Annotated in this window: 14 protein-coding genes; 8 read left to right on the top strand and 6 right to left on the bottom strand. The window is 67.1% G+C overall.

All coding sequences use genetic code 11. The annotated features are described in order from the left end of the window. The coding region (gene pyrE, locus Q0R23_RS09285; RefSeq protein WP_293912367.1) for an orotate phosphoribosyltransferase at positions 1-507 on the top strand (507 nt) is incomplete at its 5' end. Between the two features lie 26 nt (positions 508-533). Here pyrE and Q0R23_RS09290 read toward each other — a convergent pair. After that, entirely contained in the window at positions 534-1,079 is a 546-nt protein-coding gene (locus Q0R23_RS09290) for a TetR/AcrR family transcriptional regulator (RefSeq protein WP_293912369.1), read from the bottom strand. A 124-nt stretch (positions 1,080-1,203) separates the two neighbouring features. On the opposite strand from Q0R23_RS09290, the gene Q0R23_RS09295 reads away from it, so the two are divergent. The 4 genes from Q0R23_RS09295 (at position 1,204) to Q0R23_RS09310 (ending at position 5,736) form a co-directional block, all read left to right on the top strand. Then, the gene (locus Q0R23_RS09295) at positions 1,204-2,064 is read left to right on the top strand and encodes an SDR family NAD(P)-dependent oxidoreductase (RefSeq protein WP_293912371.1); all 861 of its coding nucleotides are present in this window, start codon (positions 1,204-1,206) and stop codon (positions 2,062-2,064) included. A 269-nt stretch (positions 2,065-2,333) separates the two neighbouring features. After that, a complete protein-coding gene (locus tag Q0R23_RS09300) occupies positions 2,334-4,103 on the top strand; it encodes a sensor histidine kinase (RefSeq protein WP_293912372.1) in 1,770 nt (589 codons plus the stop codon). After that, positions 4,100-5,068 (top strand): hypothetical protein, encoded by a 969-nt coding sequence (locus Q0R23_RS09305; RefSeq protein ID WP_293912373.1) that lies wholly within the window; start codon positions 4,100-4,102, stop codon positions 5,066-5,068. Before Q0R23_RS09300 ends, Q0R23_RS09305 begins: the two co-directional genes overlap by 4 nt. Continuing rightward, positions 5,065-5,736 (top strand): response regulator transcription factor, encoded by a 672-nt coding sequence (locus tag Q0R23_RS09310; RefSeq protein WP_293912376.1) that lies wholly within the window; start codon positions 5,065-5,067, stop codon positions 5,734-5,736. The genes Q0R23_RS09305 and Q0R23_RS09310 overlap by 4 nt, the downstream gene beginning before the upstream one ends. Before the next feature lie 609 nt (positions 5,737-6,345). On the opposite strand, the gene Q0R23_RS09315 is transcribed toward Q0R23_RS09310, so the two are convergent. The 4 genes from Q0R23_RS09315 to Q0R23_RS09330 form a co-directional block, all read right to left on the bottom strand. Then, on the bottom strand, positions 6,346-7,578 hold the full coding sequence (locus Q0R23_RS09315) for an acyl-CoA dehydrogenase family protein (RefSeq protein WP_293912377.1): 1,233 nt from the start codon (positions 7,576-7,578) through the stop codon (positions 6,346-6,348). Between the two features lie 248 nt (positions 7,579-7,826). After that, on the bottom strand, positions 7,827-8,312 hold the full coding sequence (locus tag Q0R23_RS09320) for a GreA/GreB family elongation factor (protein ID WP_293912380.1): 486 nt from the start codon (positions 8,310-8,312) through the stop codon (positions 7,827-7,829). A gap of 141 nt (positions 8,313-8,453) precedes the next feature. Next, the gene (gene lepB, locus Q0R23_RS09325) at positions 8,454-9,236 is read right to left on the bottom strand and encodes a signal peptidase I (RefSeq protein ID WP_293912382.1); all 783 of its coding nucleotides are present in this window, start codon (positions 9,234-9,236) and stop codon (positions 8,454-8,456) included. A gap of 160 nt (positions 9,237-9,396) precedes the next feature. Further along, positions 9,397-10,524: an MFS transporter gene (locus Q0R23_RS09330; RefSeq protein ID WP_293912384.1), complete on the bottom strand. Its 1,128-nt coding sequence runs from the start codon at positions 10,522-10,524 to the stop codon at positions 9,397-9,399. Between the two features lie 175 nt (positions 10,525-10,699). On the opposite strand from Q0R23_RS09330, the gene Q0R23_RS09335 reads away from it, so the two are divergent. Beyond that, complete coding sequence (locus tag Q0R23_RS09335; protein WP_293912385.1) at positions 10,700-11,035, top strand: hypothetical protein; 336 nt, start codon at positions 10,700-10,702, stop codon at positions 11,033-11,035. 417 nt (positions 11,036-11,452) lie between these two features. On the opposite strand, the gene Q0R23_RS09340 is transcribed toward Q0R23_RS09335, so the two are convergent. After that, positions 11,453-11,821 (bottom strand): hypothetical protein, encoded by a 369-nt coding sequence (locus Q0R23_RS09340; protein WP_293912387.1) that lies wholly within the window; start codon positions 11,819-11,821, stop codon positions 11,453-11,455. 407 nt (positions 11,822-12,228) lie between these two features. Here Q0R23_RS09340 and Q0R23_RS09345 point away from each other — a divergent pair, with 407 nt between their 5' ends. Both Q0R23_RS09345 and Q0R23_RS09350 read left to right on the top strand, forming a co-directional pair. Further along, complete coding sequence (locus Q0R23_RS09345) at positions 12,229-12,669, top strand: NUDIX domain-containing protein (protein WP_293912389.1); 441 nt, start codon at positions 12,229-12,231, stop codon at positions 12,667-12,669. 434 nt (positions 12,670-13,103) lie between these two features. Then, positions 13,104-15,113, top strand: coding sequence for an adenylyl cyclase (locus Q0R23_RS09350; RefSeq protein ID WP_293912391.1), 2,010 nt, complete (start codon positions 13,104-13,106; stop codon positions 15,111-15,113). The last annotated feature ends 594 nt before the right edge of the window (positions 15,114-15,707 follow it).

Here is a 15,707-nt window from a genome sequence, read left to right on the forward strand (position 1 = left end):
CTGCTGGCCTCCGGGCGCCACTCGCCGTATTTCCTCCAGTCCACCACGCTGCTCCAGTACCCCGAACACACCGCGAAGCTGGGCGCGGCGCTGGCCCGCAAGGTGCAGGCGCAACTGCCTCAGCCTGATTTCGTGATCGGCCCGGCGATGGGCGGCGTGGTGCTGGCCTACGAGGTTGCCCGCACGCTCGGCACCCGCGCCCTGTTCGCCGAGAAAGACGGCCAGGGCGGCATGAAGATCAGGGGGGCGTTCACGGTGACGCCGGGGCAGACCTTCATCGCGGTGGAAGACGTGCTGACCACCGGGGGCAGCGTGCTCAAGGCCCTTCGCGCCACCGAGAGCCACGGCGCCACCTGCCTGGGCGTCGCCTGCATCGTGGACCGCCGCCGGGAACAGGGTCTGCTGGACGGCTACCCGCTGACTTCGCTGCTGCACCTGTACTTCGAGACCTACCCGCCCGAAGACGTGCCCGCCTGGCTGGCCGAGCGCGAGTTGCAGGAGATCTGAAGGGCGCACTGGAACAGCAGCCCGGTCTACTCCGACTGGCTCCTGAGTCCGGCCAGCAGTAGCCCCAGCCCGAAGCTCTGGGTGTCCCTGGGCTTGTTCTCCGGCCCCTCATACACGCCGGAGCGCTCCAGCCCGACCAGGCCGTGCAGGTAGGCCCACAGCGTTATGGCGGCTGCCTGGCTATGTGGCCCGGCCAGTGGACGTAACCGCTCGACCACCAGGCTCCAGGTCTGGCTGTAAATGTGCTGCTGCTCGGCGTTCAGGTTGCCGCAGGTCATGTACAGGTCGTAAAGCGCCGGGTGCTCACGGGCAAAGCGCAGGTACTGGTCGGCCAGGGCGCCTGGGTCGCCCGCCACGCGGCTCAGGTTTGCCAGCAGCACCCCCGCGCCGTGAGCCGCCACCGCCGAGAGCAGCGCTTCCCGGCTGGGGTAGTAGCGGTAGAGCGCGTTGGGCGTCAGTTGCAACTCGGCGGCCAGGCCCCTGATGGTGAGTCCGGCCTGGCCCCCTCGCTCCAGCAAGGTCACGGCGGCGGCCAGTATCTGCCCGGCGCTGGTTTTGGCTGGATAGGGCATACGCGGCCACTGTAGCGCCTGTGCCCAGGCGGCCCACTTGCACGGCGAGCCCCATAAAATGTACGCTGTATATTATGAAGATAGACACTGCTTATCTTGGGACCGGCTCGTGAATCCGGTGGTCGTGACGGGCGTTTCTACCGGCATCGGCTGGGGCACCGCAAAGGTGCTGACCCGGCGCGGCGTCCGGGTCTTCGGCAGCGTGCGCACCCAGGCCGACGCCGAGCGGCTCCAGGCCGAGTTCGGCGAGCGGTTCACCCCGCTGATCTTCGACGTCACCGACGAGGCAGCCGTCAGACGCGGCGCCGCCCAGGTCGCCGAGGCGCTGGGCGGCCAGACCCTGAGAGATCAGACGCTGGGCGGCCTGGTCAACAACGCGGGCGCGTCCATCATGGCGCCGCTGGCCGAGCAGCCGATCAGCGACGTTCGCAGGCAACTCGACATCAACCTGGTGGGGCCACTGATCGTGACTCAGGCATTTCTGCCGCAGCTCGGCACCGACCGCACCCTGCGCGGCAAACCGGGGCGCATCGTGAACGTCAGCTCGGTAGGTGCCGAACTCGCACCACCGTTTCTGGGCGCCTACGTCGCCAGCAAGGCCGGGCTGGAAGGGCTCTCGCACAGCCTGCGCCGCGAGCTGACGCCCTACGGTATTGGCGTGGTCATCGTGGCGCCGGGCTCGGTGGCGACCCCCATCTGGGACAAGGGCGAGGCCGACGTGGAGCGCTGGGCGGGCCACCCGGTCTACGGCGCAGCCATCCGCAGCTTCGCGGCGACCATGCTGCGCTCTGGCCGCGCCGGATACACCCCTGAGCAGCTCGGAGAGGCCATCTGGACGGCGCTGAGCGCTGCGAACCCGGCCATCCGTTACGCGCCGGGGCCGGAGACGGTCCTCACCCGCCTGGCCCTGAGTGTGCTGCCCAGGCGGCTGCTTGACCGCCTGCTGAGCCGCCAGATAGGGCTAGGGCCGCTGCCACAGCGGTGACACAATTTTTGTCTGTGCGAAATGAAATCATGCTGTGTGACTCGGTGCACAGCGGCCTGATGTAGTGGCTAATTGATGTAGTGGTTAATGTTGTCATCCTGAGCGAAACGAAGGATCTCGCCGTTTGGAAGTGAGCTTCAGTTTCAAGCTCAGGCCAACGGCGTGCCTCTCCGGCGCTGCGTCACCACGTCACCCGCCCGCACTCCCTTGTCGCCCGCACTCCCTTTTTAATGACGCTCCCCACCCGGCGTCTCCTCTACAGTGGGGCCATGCACTCCGGCGCCCCGCTTCTCCCTGATCCCCGGCTGCCCGACCCCCGGCTGCCGCAAGACCGGCGCCCGGCTGAGCGGCCTCCCCGGCGCGGCTACCTGGGCGAACTGTTCGAGGGCGCCACCTACCGCCACCTGCTGTACTTCGTGCTGGCCACGCCGCTGAGCGTGCTGAGCGGTGTGGCCCTGTGCCTGGCGCTGGTGGGCGTGCCGCTGCTGCTGGTGCTGCTGGGCGTGCCGCTGCTGCTGCTGGGCGGCTGGTGTCTGGGGCTGCTGGCCCGGCTGGACCGCCGCCTGGGTACGGCGCTGCTGAGGCTGCCCCTGGCCAGGCCCGCCGCGCTGCGCCCAAGCGGATTCTGGGCCAGGGTGCGTGCCCGGCTGGGCGAGACCAACACATACAAGGTGATGCTCTACAGCGTGCTCAAGCTCCCGTACATGGCCCTGGCGACGAGCTGGCTGCTCCTCACCCTCGGCGGCGGCGCGCTGATGATCGCCCTGCCCTTCTTGCTGCCGCTCTACCCGGAGCTGAACATCCCGGTGATGGTGGGCGAGCGGACCTTCGAGCTGGGGCCGTACTCGGCGGCGCTGCTGGGCGCCTGCGGGTTTTTCCTGCTGCTGCTGGGCGTCAGCGGCCTGAACCTGCTGGCCCGCATCTGGATGATCGTCAGCTACGGTTTATTGACCGATTACGGCGAGAACGCCTCGGCGGTGCGCGAGGTGGCCGCTCTGCGCGAGGTGGCCGCCACCGTCGCCTACGCGGGCAGCCTGGAGGAAACGCTGGGGCGGCTGCTGCGACGAGCCCAGGGCGCCACCTCGGCCCGCAGCGTGCGCCTGGGCGTGGGCGAACACTCGGCGCTCTCAGGGCCACCGTTCAGCGTGCCCGGCAGCCTTCAGGCCACCAACCGGGGCCGCGACACGCTCAGCCCCCTGAGAAATGAGCAAGGTGGTGACGGGCAACTGCTGTCGCTGGCGGTGTCCTCGCGCGGCGAGGTGCTGGGCACGCTGGAGGCCGTCTACGACCACGCCCCCAGCGTCCGCGAGATGCAGTTCTGGGCTGCCGTGGCCGACCAGGCCGCCGTCTCCGCCGACATCGCCCGCCTGATCGACCAGGCCCAGACGCGGGGCAGCGAGCAGGAACGCGCCCGGCTGGCCCGTGAGCTGCACGACAGCGTGGCCCAGGCGCTCTACGGCGTGTCACTGGCGACCCGCACCGCCCGCGCCCTGATCGAGAAGAATCCGGTCCGGGCGTCGGAGAGTCTGGATTTCGCCGTCTCGCTGGCCGACGGCGCCAGCGCCGAGATGAAGGCCCTGCTGTTCGCCCTGCGCCCCGACGCGCTGGAGGAAGGTGGCCTGGTCGCCGCCCTGTCCAGACTGGCCGAGATGCTGCGGCTGCGCTACAGCCTGGACGTGAGCTTCGAGGCGCCCGCCGAGCCGCCGCTGGACATCGCCGCCAAGGGCACGCTCTACCGGGTGGCGCAGGAGGCGACCCACAACGCCGTCAAGCACGCCCGCGCCCGGCACCTGACGCTGCGGCTCGTACCCCTGGGCGAAGGCTGGCGCCTGACCGTCAGCGACGACGGCGCGGGCTTCGATCCTTCGGCCACCCGGCCCGGCAGTCTGGGCCTGAAAAGCATGCACGAGCGGGCTGCATTGATCGGCGCCGCCCTGGGGCTTCGCAGCGCTCCCGGCGTGGGCACCACCCTGGAGCTGTGGGTGCCGCTGCCGGACACCTCGCTGGTTACGGGGCCGGTTTTGGGGGCGCAGGCGTGAGGCCGCTGCGGGCCTCGCCGTTTCCGCGCTGGGCTCCGGCGGCGGCGGCGGGGCGGCTGCTGCTGAGCTTGCTGGCGCTGGCGCTGCTGGGCGTGGCCTTCGTCTACAGCCTGCGGCCCACCGACCCGCACAGCGTCAGGGACCAGGCGGCGCAGGTGGAAACGGTGCTGGGCGAGGCGCGCCGCCTGGACCTGCGGCTGCCCTCCGAGCTGGCGCGGCACCTCAAGCTGGTCAGCCGCCCGGCCAGCCGCTCAGCGGTGTTCGCCGCCCGGCTGACCGGCTCGCGGCCCGGCGCCCTGACGGTGCGGCGTCGGTCTAGCGGCGCGGGGCCCAACAGCGCGGGGCCCAACAGCGCGGGCACCCGCCTGGACCTGCGCCGCGCCCTGGGAGAGCTGCCCACCTTTATTCAGATCGGGGCGTCCAGCACAGAGAGCGGCGTGCCCGACACGCTCAGTCTGAGTGTGCCCGAAGGCGTGCCCCTGAGCCTGTGGCTGACCCACAGCGCCGACGACGCGGCCCTCGATCTGCGCCGCCTCGACCTGGAGGCGCTGAACTTCACCAGCGACAGCGGCGACCTGAGCGCCACGCTGCCGGAACGCGGCAGGCCGCAGCTCAGGGTCAGCACCGACACCGGCCATCTTGAGCTGACGGTGCCGCCCGGTCCGGCCCAGACCAACCTGGTGCTCAGCAGCGGCAGCGGCGAGGTGCGCCTGAAGCTGCCGCCCACCGCCCAGGTCCGGCTCGATCTGCGCCTGGGCGACCAGGACCCGTCCGACCCTGACGAGGTGAATCTGCCCGCCAGCTTGCGCTTCGTGACGCTGATCGGCAAGGAAGGCCAGGTGCGGCGTTACGTCCAGACCGGCAGGCCCGGCGGCCCTCGCCTGCGCGCCACCCTCACCCTCGGCAGCGGCGCCCTGAGCGTCCAGACCAGCCCTGTTCAGCTTATCTCTGGAGAAACCCCATGACCACCCAACCTGAGCCCATACAGCCCGAATCCGCCCGCTCCATCCGCCTGCTGCTGGTCGACGATCACGACGTGGTGAGGCAGGGCCTGAAGATGTTTTTGTCGCTCGACGAGACGCTGGAAGTCGTCGGGGAGGCCCGCAACGGCGAGGAGGCGGTGGCCCAGGCCGCGCTGCTCAGGCCCGATGTGGTCATCATGGATCTGATGATGCCGGTCCTCGACGGGGTGCAGGCCACCCGGCTGATCCGCGCCGCCCACCCCGAAACAGAGGTGCTGGCCCTGACCAGCGCCCTGGAGGAGCACAAAGTTAACGCCGCCGTGCAGGCGGGCGCCACCGGCTACCTGCTCAAAGACGCCTCCAGCGAGATGCTGCTCACCGCCATTCACCACGCGGCGCGGGGCGAGGTCTACCTGCACCCCGAAGCGGCCCTGAGACTGGTGCGCGATTTCCGGGCACCAGACATGCGCGAGCACCTGACGCCCCGCGAGGTGCTGATCTTGCAACTGATCGCCCGTGGGCACAGCAACCGCCGCATCGCCGAGGAGCTGGGCGTGGGCGAGCCGACGGTCAAAACCCACGTCTCTCGCATTCTGGGCAAACTGGAGCTGGAAAGCCGGACGCAGGCGGCGTTGTATGCGCTCAAGGCGGGGCTGGCGACGCTGGAATAAAGTGGTGTTTGTACGAGATGTCGGCGGGCACGCGGCATTGTTGGGCTTCAGCTCGTTGCGAATGCGAATGCACCCCCACCCCCCAGCGGTCAGGCCCGATAGGTGCCGTTTTGAACAAGACGCCCCCGCCCCGGTGGGGCGTAACTGGCCATAGGTTCGGGGGAGAGCAGGCGTGCCCAGGCGCGTCCGTTCTGCTCGATAAGGCCCCTCACCTTTCTTGATTAACTGATGTGTCAATAGAACCTTGGAGGGAGCTTGTCGCTGCGCTATGCATGGTACTTCCCATTCGGCCTAGCCGCACTATCTTTCACCGCGTTCTCCACATCGTGGCCGCTTTCGTAGGGCGCCCGTGCTCCATATCTGCCTATAACTGACTTCGCTGGAAGGTAGTGGTCTACTGGAGTAGAAAACGCTCACTGGACGCGTGCTGTTGACCCCTCTACCTCTGGGAGAGTCGCAGACCTGAGGAGTGGCGTGCCCAGGCGCGTCCGTTCACGACGAGTGCTTGCAGAGGGGCGCTGCGCAGCAGCGGGGTGAGTCGCAGACCTGCTTGCAGAGGGTGAGTGAGCAACGCTCATGCCCTCCCTCCGTTCCCACTCCCCACAACCCTCACGGCAAGGTCGCCCCCGCCAGGCTCGCCGCGTCGGCCTCCACGTCGTCCAGTAGGGCTTGGCCCAGGCGCTCGAAGGCTTCGGGGTCGGTGGGCGGGTGGGTCAGTCCGGCGCGAGCGTCGCGGAGCAGCCGCTCGAAGGGCAGGCCCGGTGCCAGCGCGGCGCCGCCGACAGCGCGGGCGGCCTGGTCGGTGGCGAATACGGCGGCGCCCGTACACAGCGCCTTGGCGGCGGCCAGCAGGGGCAGGCTGCGGGCGTCGGGGACGAATTCAAAGGCGCGGGTGGCCTCGCGCAGCAGGGCGCGGGCGGCGCTGAGTTCGGCGGCAATACGTCCGGTGGCCTCGCGCACGCGGGGCAGGCTGCTCAGCGGGGCGCCCAGCGCGGTGGGAACGCGCAGGCGGCTGTGCGAGATCAGCGCCTCCAGGGCCGCCGTGCCCACGCCCAGGTAGGTTCCGGCCAGCGCGGTCCAGAACCAGGCCGGATGCGCCGGGTGCTGCGGCTGGGGGGGCACCACGTCGGCGCCGGGCACCGCCACGGCGTCCAGATACAGGTCCTGCGAGCCGCTGCCGCGCAACGAGAGCGAGCCGTTCCAGGTGGCCTCGATGCGCACGCCCGGCGCACTCAGGTCGATGAGCGCCCGCGCCACCTCCTGCTGCGGCGTGCGGGCCGTCACCAGCGCGAAGTTCAGCGCCCGCGCCCCGGTGGCCCAGGTCTTGTGGCCGCTGAGCAGAAATCCGGCGCCGTGGGCGCTCAGTGCGGTCTCCGGCATTCCCCCGCGTGAGGGCGAGCCCAGCGCCGGTTCGCTGGCCACCGCGTTGATGAGCGCACCCTGGACGGCTGCCGTGCCCAGTCGGCGCAGCATCTCGCCCGGCAGGCTGCGGGCCGCGAAGGCGCTGCCGAGCACCTGGCCGTTCATCGCCAGAACCAGCGCCAGCGACGCCCCGGCGGCGCCGAGCTGCTCCTGCGCCCAGCCGAACTCGCTCAGGACGGCGCCCAGTCCGCCGGGAATCGGCACGCCGCCCAGCTCGGTAGGCACGCAAAAGGCCGGGTAGCCGCATCCCCGCAGGGCGATCACGGCTTCCGGCGTCAGGTCCTGGGCGGCCTCGCAGGCGCCCTGATGATCCCGAATGGCCTGGGCAGCCTGAGCGACCACCGCCCGGATTTCGGGGCGCGGCCACACCGTCAAAGGGGCGGCGGGCAGGGGAGAGGAAGCGGTCTGGCTGCCGGTCATGGGCGCCATGCTAGGGCATCGGGGCGCCGCCACATTGCAGTTTCGGGCACGGCACTGACTTATGGTTTCGTCGGCTTGCACCAGGTTGGCGGCGCCTTGCGGGGCGCCGCGCTCTGGAGGCCAGAAAAAGCCAGTCTGTACACGGTCTGCGTCTGCGTCATGCGTCAGCGGGAACGCCTGGCGTCCTCACAACCCCGCCTGGCGTTCCCGCCGCCACGACCACCTACTTCCAGCTTATTCCAGAACCCTTATTCCAGGCTCTTGATCTTGTACTTCATCTGCTTGCCGCTGCCCAGATTGACCACGAAGCTCTCGCCTTTTTTGCGGCCCATCAGCTCGCGGCCCACCGGGCTGTCGTCGCTGATCTTGGGAATGCTGCCGCCGCGCATGGTCGCTTCCGGGGCGCTGACGAGCTGCACGCGCATGTCCTGCTTGGTGGCCTCGTTGTAGAGCATCATGATGCTGCCCAGACCCACCCGGCCCGCGTTCTCCTCGCCGTCGATCAGTACGGCGCGGGCCAGGGTGTCTTCGAATTCGTCGATGCGGGCCTCGATCATGCCCTTCTCGCGCTTGGCGTCTTCCAGACCGGTGTCCTCGAAGTCGGCGCTGGCCTCCATCTGCTCTTGCAGGATGCGGGTGGCCTCCGCCAGACGGCCCTGTTCCTGTTCCAGACTTTGCTTGAGCCGCACGAAGCCTTCCTGCGTCAGCTTGACTTGTTTGTTCTCTCCGGCCATGAGTCCTCCGATTCGGTGTATCTGGTTCAACTGGTGCTCGGAATGTGCCCATAGGACTTGACAATTTCAGGGAAATGGGGCGGCGTCATTCTGCCACACCCGGCGCCGGGGGGCAAGAATCGTGGCCGTGTCATGGCCGTGTCATGGCCGGGCGCTCAGGGCTGCCGGGCGCTCCAGCAGTCGCAGATTCAGCCGCCAGGCGCCGCCGTAGCGCACCTGATCCTGGGGTCTGGAGCGGGCGGCGCAGTCGTAGTGGGCGTCGGTGCGGGCCACCACCGGCCAGATCACCGCCGCAGCCCGCCCGGCGACGTCACGCAGCGGCACCGGCCCGAACAGCCGTGAGTCCTCGCTGCCTCCGGGGCTGCGGTTGTCGCCCATCACGAAATACTGGTGGGCCGGTACGGTGAAGCTCTGGCTCAGCGGCTGGCGCGTGTTCAAATCGCTGCGGGCATTGTTCGCCAGCGCACTCTCCCGGTCCCAGCAGCCCTGAGATTGCCAGTAGTCGCTGGTAAACGCCTGACTGAGCGCCGCGCCGTTGACGTAGACCTCGCCGCCCGCCACCCGCACCTGGTCGCCCGGCAGGCCCACCAGGCGTTTGACCAGCCAGGGCCGGTAGGGCACGCCCAGAACCGTCAGGTTCAGGCTGCCAGTCGGCGGCTTGAACACCACAATATCGCCGCGCCGGAACTGGCCGACGCCGACTTTATGCAGCCAGGTCTCATACTTGGGAATCAGCAGCCGTTCGTGGTGGCGCAACCCCGGCATCATGCTGGCGCCGTCCACGCCGACGACGGTGGCCACAAACTGGGTTGTCAGCAGCGCGACGAGCAGTGCTTCGAGCCAGGGCCAGGCGAGCGCGAACAGACGGCGGGCAGGTTTGGGAAGCGGCAGCTTGTTTGTACTATCTATCAGAGTCTGATACATACGCCTTGACTATCAGAACCTGATATGAGAAACAGGAGAAGTGGGCGAGCGCTGTCGGAGCGAGCTGGAGCGGGATGAAGCTGATGTTCGGAGAGCTTACGCCCTCATCTGTTCCCGCGTCCCGCGTCCCCGCGCACCGCACACCTCATCCAACCCCAGATCAGCGTGCGTCCGAGCGGCGCAGCACCTCACGGACCCACAGCACCGAGCCGCCCAGCAGCAGCGCGTCGGCAGCGACGCTGTAGGGCACGGCCTGGACGCCGAAGCGGGCGACCAGCAGCCCGATCACTGCCGGAATGGCGGCGCCGCCCAGGCTTCCGGCGCTCAGCATCAGCGGCGCGACGCGGGCCGGAAAACGCGAGGTGAACCAGGCCAGCAGCACCGAAAAGATCGGCGCGATGCCCAGTCCGGCGATCAGGTAGCCTGCCGGAGCCAGGGCGGGCACGGCGACGATCAGGCTGCCCAGCAGCGCCACCGCCGCGCAGGCGAGCACCACCGGGGCCGGGCCGAAGCGCGAATCCACCAGCCGCGTACCGAACGGCGCAAAGCCCAGCCGTCCCAGCGTCAGGGCCAGCCAGTAGAGGCTGGTGACCACTTCCGGGTTGCCGGTGGCCCGCAGATGGGTGGTGGCCCAGTTGCCCAGCCCCGCCTCGATGCCCACGTAGCTGAAAAACAGTAGCCCGAACAGCGCCACCTGGGGCCGGTTGACCACGCGCTGGGCCAGCACCGCCGGTTGTGAGGGCCACTGGCGCACGCTGCGCAGCGAGAGGGCCAGCAGGGTCGCCAGAGCCGCCGTCACAAAAAAGGGAAGCGGAAAGGCGCCCAGGCCGAGTGCCAACAGCGGCGCGGCCACCGAGCCGATGCCGAACAGCGCGTTGACCAGGCTCGACGGCCCGGCGCCCAGCAGCGCGAACGCCGAATTAAGTCCCCCCGAAATCGCCCCGAAACCCAGCCCGGCCAGCGCGGCTCCGGCCAGCGCCACCGGCCAGGTCGGCGCCAGGGCCAGCACCAGCAGCCCCAGCGCCAGGGCCGCGCTGGCCAGCATCATGGCCGCCCTCAGCGGCACTCTGGTCAGCAGGGCGCCCAGAATCACCGGCCCCAGGGCGCTGCCGCCAAAGTGGGCGCTGCTGATGCCCGCCACCGACGAGACGCTCTGGGCGAAGCGGGTTTCGAGCAGTGGATACGCCGGACCGTAGGCGGCCTGAAGCAGTCCCAGTAGCACAAAAACCCCGAAACCCACGGTGTACAGCGCCGTGTAGGCCGGTCTGGTGCGGAGTTCGGGCGTCATCGCGGGGGAGCCTAGCACGCCGCTGTGGTGGGCCGCTGGCAGATTTCCGCAAGGTGGGTCAACACCCAAGGTCAGCGCTGGGCGGTCTGGTCCAGTTCCCAATACCGGTCCAGTTCCCAATATCCGCTAAGCTCCTGCTCAGCCGCCCCGCGCCCGGCACCTCTAGGCTGGGGGCATGACCCAGCGCACTGACCACGACCACTCCGGCGAAATGCCCGGCGAGCGCATCGACGAGGGCACCACCGCCGAACTGCTGCAAGACAAGCAGGCCACCGAGTCCATTCTGCGCAGCGAGGCGCAGGCCGACCAGCACAACGTCAACGATGCGCCCGGATTCGACGACGGCATGCTGGGCGGCTCCGACTTCGAGGACCGCCAGGGCGAGCCCAACAACAACGCCCTGGGCAGCGACGTTCACGGTGAGGCCGAGGGCGGCGTGGGCCAGAGCCGCAGCGGCGGGGTAGACGGTGGCCCGAAGCGCACCCATCCGCTGCCGGGTAAAGAAGGCTGAGCCAAGCACCTCCACGCGGCGAGAGGTCTTCTCGGTGAAGTGCTGGTAGACCCGACCCTTTGTGCCGACCTCGTGTGCCGGTCCTGATGACACCGGCTGAACTCGGCAACTCTGTTCGTAGCGCCAGCCACGCATGCGAATCGGATAGGGCCGCTTACCGATATTGCTGCTCTCGTCGTCCATATTTTCGCCGTTGTCAATTTGTACTGGAACCAACAATTTGTCGTTCTGAACGATAGTGAACGGTCTCATCGTGGACTGACGAAACCTCTTTTGTCAGCCTGGACGACGTAACACTTTCACGCTTGACTTATATTTCCACTAAAGTCAATTATCAGGCAGATAAGTCGCAGCAGGGGAAGCTCACGCCCTCCCGGCGCCTGTATAGAGTTGTCCTGTATCGAGTTGTTCAGGCGCTCATCTGACGCTGCCGCGCCGGATGTTGTAGCCGGTGGCGTTGAACTCGAAGATCAGGGTGCGGCCATCGTAGACGAAGTTCAGGCCGCTGGAATTGACGAAGCTGCCGCTTTTGAGCCGCAGGCAATCGGAGACGATCCGGTAGTTCTGCTTTTTTACCAGCATGGGCAACGCTTTGCCCAGCGTGAACTTATGCTTGCCGTCGGGTGAAAGGTAGGCGTCGATCAGGGGCTTTTCGTTTTCCCAGAGCTGCATCCTGATCTTGTCGCAGGGCGAGGCGCCGGGGCTGACCAGAATGTCCATGTCGCTGCTGGAGGCGCTGCTGACGCTGATACAAAGCAGTACGGCGGAAATAAGCAAACGGTTCATGAGACTCCTTAGAGCAGATGTCATAAAAAGACCCTTTTTATGACCGAGCGGAGCGAGTAGTGTTGACTGAGCAAGGCGCAGAATGGAGGCGCGGGGAGGCTGTTTTCCCCCATGTAGTGTCGGAGTACTGCTCTAACGCAGGTGCCGCAGACTCTGCGGCCAGCGGCGCTGTCATTGGACGACTGTATGGCTAAAACACTGTATCGCTAAAACACTGTGTAGCGGCGGGTGCAATCGGGTCCGGTGGATGCCGGGGCCGGGGCGTACCGCTCTTTATGGTCGCACCATAGCAGAGGTCCTTTGACCCAAATCTGACAGCAGTTGTAGGCCCTCGTGGTCTTCATAATGTGATTTATAATGTATTTTGAAGGCTGACTCGGTGCGGCGGCCCATGCTATACTCGGCCCATGAGCGCCGTCGCCTTTCACCTGGTCGCCTGGACCCTGCTGGAGCGGGATGGTCGCCTGCTGCTGGCCCGCCGCCGCAGCGCCAGCTACGGCCACGGCCTGTGGGGCCTGCCCGGCGGCCACGTGGAGGACGACGAAACACTGGCTCAGGCCGCCGCCCGCGAGGTGCTGGAGGAAGTCGGCGTCCGCACCGACCCCGCCGGGCTGACGCTGCTGGGCATGACCCGTTACGTGGACGCCAGCGGCCCGGAGCCCGTGCGCGGCCTGGACGCTTTTTACCTCGCTCACGACTGGCAGGGTGAGCCGTACCCGGCCAGCGAATGCTCGGAAGTCGCCTGGTTCGCCCCCGACGATCTGCCGCCGGACTGCCTGCCCTGGCTCGCCAAGGTCATGGAGACCCACCTGAAGCGGCGCGTGACTTTTCAGGAAGATTTCAGCTGACCGGCCAGTTGGCCCGTCCCGGTTGGCTCGTCGCTACCCGGTCAGATTCAGGGGTGAACCGGTAGAGCGGGCTGACCTCCATCTGGATGAAGCCTGACCTAGCCAACTGACCGGCCTGGTGAGTGCCGGGTGTGTTAGCATCAATGGCGAAATCTGACAACTCAGTGAATGCCGTGCCTGGAGGGCGTTGTCGTCTGTCGCCCAGGTGAGGAAGTCTGTGGTTGCTGCATTTCCAGTTGTCGTCGTGCGTTCGGCCCTTCACATTTTAGCGCAACACCGATGGTCAGCAAGACAAGAAAGTCGAAAAGGCGAGAGACACACGTTCAGTTCAGCAAGACATTCAGTTCAGCAACCACGTTCAGCAACACAGTCAGAAACACAGTCAGAAACACGTTCAGAAACACAAAACACGTTCAGAAACACAGAGGAGCCCGATGAACAAAACTCAGACCGGCACAACCTTCACCCCCGGCAGCAGGCGCCCTTTCGGCGGCCCGCGCCAGGCCGTCAATCTGGCCGTCAATCTGGCATTGCTGACCGGCCTGGTTGCCGTGCTGGCGGCCTGCGGACAGCAGAGTACGCCCGGCGTTTCCGCCCCGGCCAGTGACCAGGGCGCCCTTGAGGCCCAGGGCCTGAACGACCGCAGGCCGCGCCCACTGGACCTGGGGCCGAATGTCAGGGTCTTCGATCCGAGCATGCCGGTGGCCGATATTCAGGCGGCGGTGGACGCCATCTACGCCCAGCAGGTCGACAGTGAAATGGGCACCGGGCGCTACTCGCTGCTGTTCAAGCCCGGCAGCTACGGCACGGCGGCGGCGCCGCTGATGATAAGGGTCGGCTACTACACCGAGGTCGCGGGCCTGGGCGCCCTGCCCACCGACGTGACCATCAACGGCCACGTCGACGTGTTCAACCGCTGCCTGGACGGCGGCGGCACCTCCAACTGCCTGGCGCTGGACAACTTCTGGCGCTCGGCGTCCAACCTGAGCGTCAATCTGACCAATCCGGCGGGCTACGACGGCTGCCGGGGTTCGGGGAACTTCTGGGCCGTGTCGCAGGCCGCGCCGCTGCGGCGCTTCAACATGCTCGGCGGCAACCTGAGCCTGATGGATTACTGCACCGTCGGGCCTCAGTATGCCAGCGGCGGGTTCATTGCCGATTCGCAGGCGGCGACCATCATCAACGGCTCTCAGCAGCAGTTCCTGGTGCGCAACAGCAAGGTCAGCAACTGGACCAACGGCGTCTGGAATCAGGTGTTTGCCGGGGTCGAGGGTGCGCCCGCCACGAGCTTCGGGGTCGCGGGTGCCCAGCCGTACACCACCCTGGCCACCACCCCCGCATCGCGTGAAAAGCCGTACTTGTACCTCGACGCGGCGGGCAAGTACCGCGTGTTCGTGCCGGACGCCCGGACGGATTCGGCGGGCCTGAGTTGGGCGGCGGGCCAGGGCGCCGGGAAGTCGCTGTCCATCGACGAGTTCTTCGTGGCCCGGCCCAGCGACTCGGTGGGGACCATCAACAACGCGCTGGCACGCGGCCTGAACCTGATCTTCACGCCGGGCGTCTACGACATCGGCAAAACGCTGAAAGTCAGGCGGGCCGATACCGTGGTGCTGGGGCTGGGCATCGCCACCCTGACCGCCCAGAACGGCGCGGTGCCGATGACGGTGGGCAACGTGCCCGGCGTGTCCATTTCGGGCCTGATGTTCGATGCCGGTGAGCGCAATTCACCGGCGCTGCTGCAAATCGGTAAGCGCCGCAGCCATCAGGGCTACCAGGGCGACGACGACAATGACGACGACAACGACGGCTCCGGCAGCCGCCGCGCCAGCAGCGCCAGCAATCCCACCGTGCTCAGCGACGTGTTTTTCCGCATCGGTGGCCCGCACGTCGGCAAGGCGACCAACAGCCTGATCGTCAACACCGACAACACCATCCTCGATCACATCTGGGCCTGGCGAGCCGATCACGGCAACCCCGGCAGCTTCGGCTGGACCGTCAACACGGCGGATACCGGCCTGATCGTCAACGCCGACAACGTGACGGCCACCGGCTTGTTCGTCGAGCACTACCAGAAAAACGAAGTGATCTGGAACGGTGAAAACGGCAAGACCATCATGTTCCAAAACGAGCTGCCCTACGACGCGCCCAACCAGGCGGCCTGGCGGCCCATTGGACCTGTCCTCGGCTACGCGGGCTACAAAGTCGGCGATCAGGTCAAGGCCCACCAGGGCTGGGGCATGGGCAGCTACATCTTCACCAACGTGGACCCGACCATCCACGCCACCCACGGCTTCGAGGTGCCGGTCACGCCGGGCGTGAAGCTTCGCAGCCTGCTGACCGTTCAGCTCGGCGCCGGAACCCTCGATCACGTCGTCAACGACACGGGCGCCGCCGTCACGGGCGCGGCCATCGGCGTGCCCAGCACCGTGGTCAGCTTTCCCTGAGCCGGAGCTGAACTGAAGCTGGAGGCGGCTGGAAACCGGGAATGGTTCCAGCCGCTTTCGTGTGCTGGTCAGGTTTTATACGGGATCAAAGAGAATCCCAGGCATGGGGTGGGAACGCCGCTCGGACGCCCCCTCTGCAAGCAGGTCTTCGACTCTCCCAAGGGTAGAGCTGAGTGATGCACGCAGGTCTCTCATCTTCGTCCTTGCGCCGACTTTCACCAGATGCCTTTTTCCTTGAACCGCGCTGGGAGAGCGTTTGCGCTACCCCTCTCCCAGCCTCTCCCGCAGGGGGAGAGGAGCCAAAAACGCTGTCTTCATCGGTGTCGCTCAGTTTATGAGAGAGATGCGTGCATCACTGAGCCCAAGGGTAGAGGGGTCAGCAACACCAACCCAGACGCTGTTTTCCGCTGGAGTAGACGACTAGAGCAGTACTCCGACACTACACGGGGGAAGACAGCCTCCCCGCGCCTCCATTCTGCGTCCTGCTCAGTCAACACTACTCGCTCCGCTCGGTCATAAAAAGACCCTTTTTATGACATCTGCTCTAAAGCGGTTGAACTCAGGCGGTGAAGTGTGACCCTCTCCCTGGAGTCG

Origin of the sequence: Deinococcus sp., assembly GCF_025362455.1 — a bacterium.
Classification (GTDB): domain Bacteria; phylum Deinococcota; class Deinococci; order Deinococcales; family Deinococcaceae; genus Deinococcus.

Bases quoted from the DNA above. Each gene is read 5' to 3' on its own strand.
- Q0R23_RS09290 (WP_293912369.1), bottom strand. From the start codon at position 1,079: ATGCCCTATCCAGCCAAAACCAGCGCCGGGCAGATACTGGCCGCCGCC.
- Q0R23_RS09300 (WP_293912372.1), top strand. From the start codon at position 2,334: ATGCACTCCGGCGCCCCGCTTCTCCCTGATCCCCGGCTGCCCGACCCC.
- Q0R23_RS09310 (WP_293912376.1), top strand. From the start codon at position 5,065: ATGACCACCCAACCTGAGCCCATACAGCCCGAATCCGCCCGCTCCATC.
- Q0R23_RS09315 (WP_293912377.1), bottom strand. From the start codon at position 7,578: ATGACCGGCAGCCAGACCGCTTCCTCTCCCCTGCCCGCCGCCCCTTTG.
- Q0R23_RS09320 (WP_293912380.1), bottom strand. From the start codon at position 8,312: ATGGCCGGAGAGAACAAACAAGTCAAGCTGACGCAGGAAGGCTTCGTG.
- lepB (WP_293912382.1), bottom strand. From the start codon at position 9,236: ATGTATCAGACTCTGATAGATAGTACAAACAAGCTGCCGCTTCCCAAA.
- Q0R23_RS09330 (WP_293912384.1), bottom strand. From the start codon at position 10,524: ATGACGCCCGAACTCCGCACCAGACCGGCCTACACGGCGCTGTACACC.
- Q0R23_RS09335 (WP_293912385.1), top strand. From the start codon at position 10,700: ATGACCCAGCGCACTGACCACGACCACTCCGGCGAAATGCCCGGCGAG.
- Q0R23_RS09340 (WP_293912387.1), bottom strand. From the start codon at position 11,821: ATGAACCGTTTGCTTATTTCCGCCGTACTGCTTTGTATCAGCGTCAGC.
- Q0R23_RS09345 (WP_293912389.1), top strand. From the start codon at position 12,229: ATGAGCGCCGTCGCCTTTCACCTGGTCGCCTGGACCCTGCTGGAGCGG.
- Q0R23_RS09350 (WP_293912391.1), top strand. From the start codon at position 13,104: ATGAACAAAACTCAGACCGGCACAACCTTCACCCCCGGCAGCAGGCGC.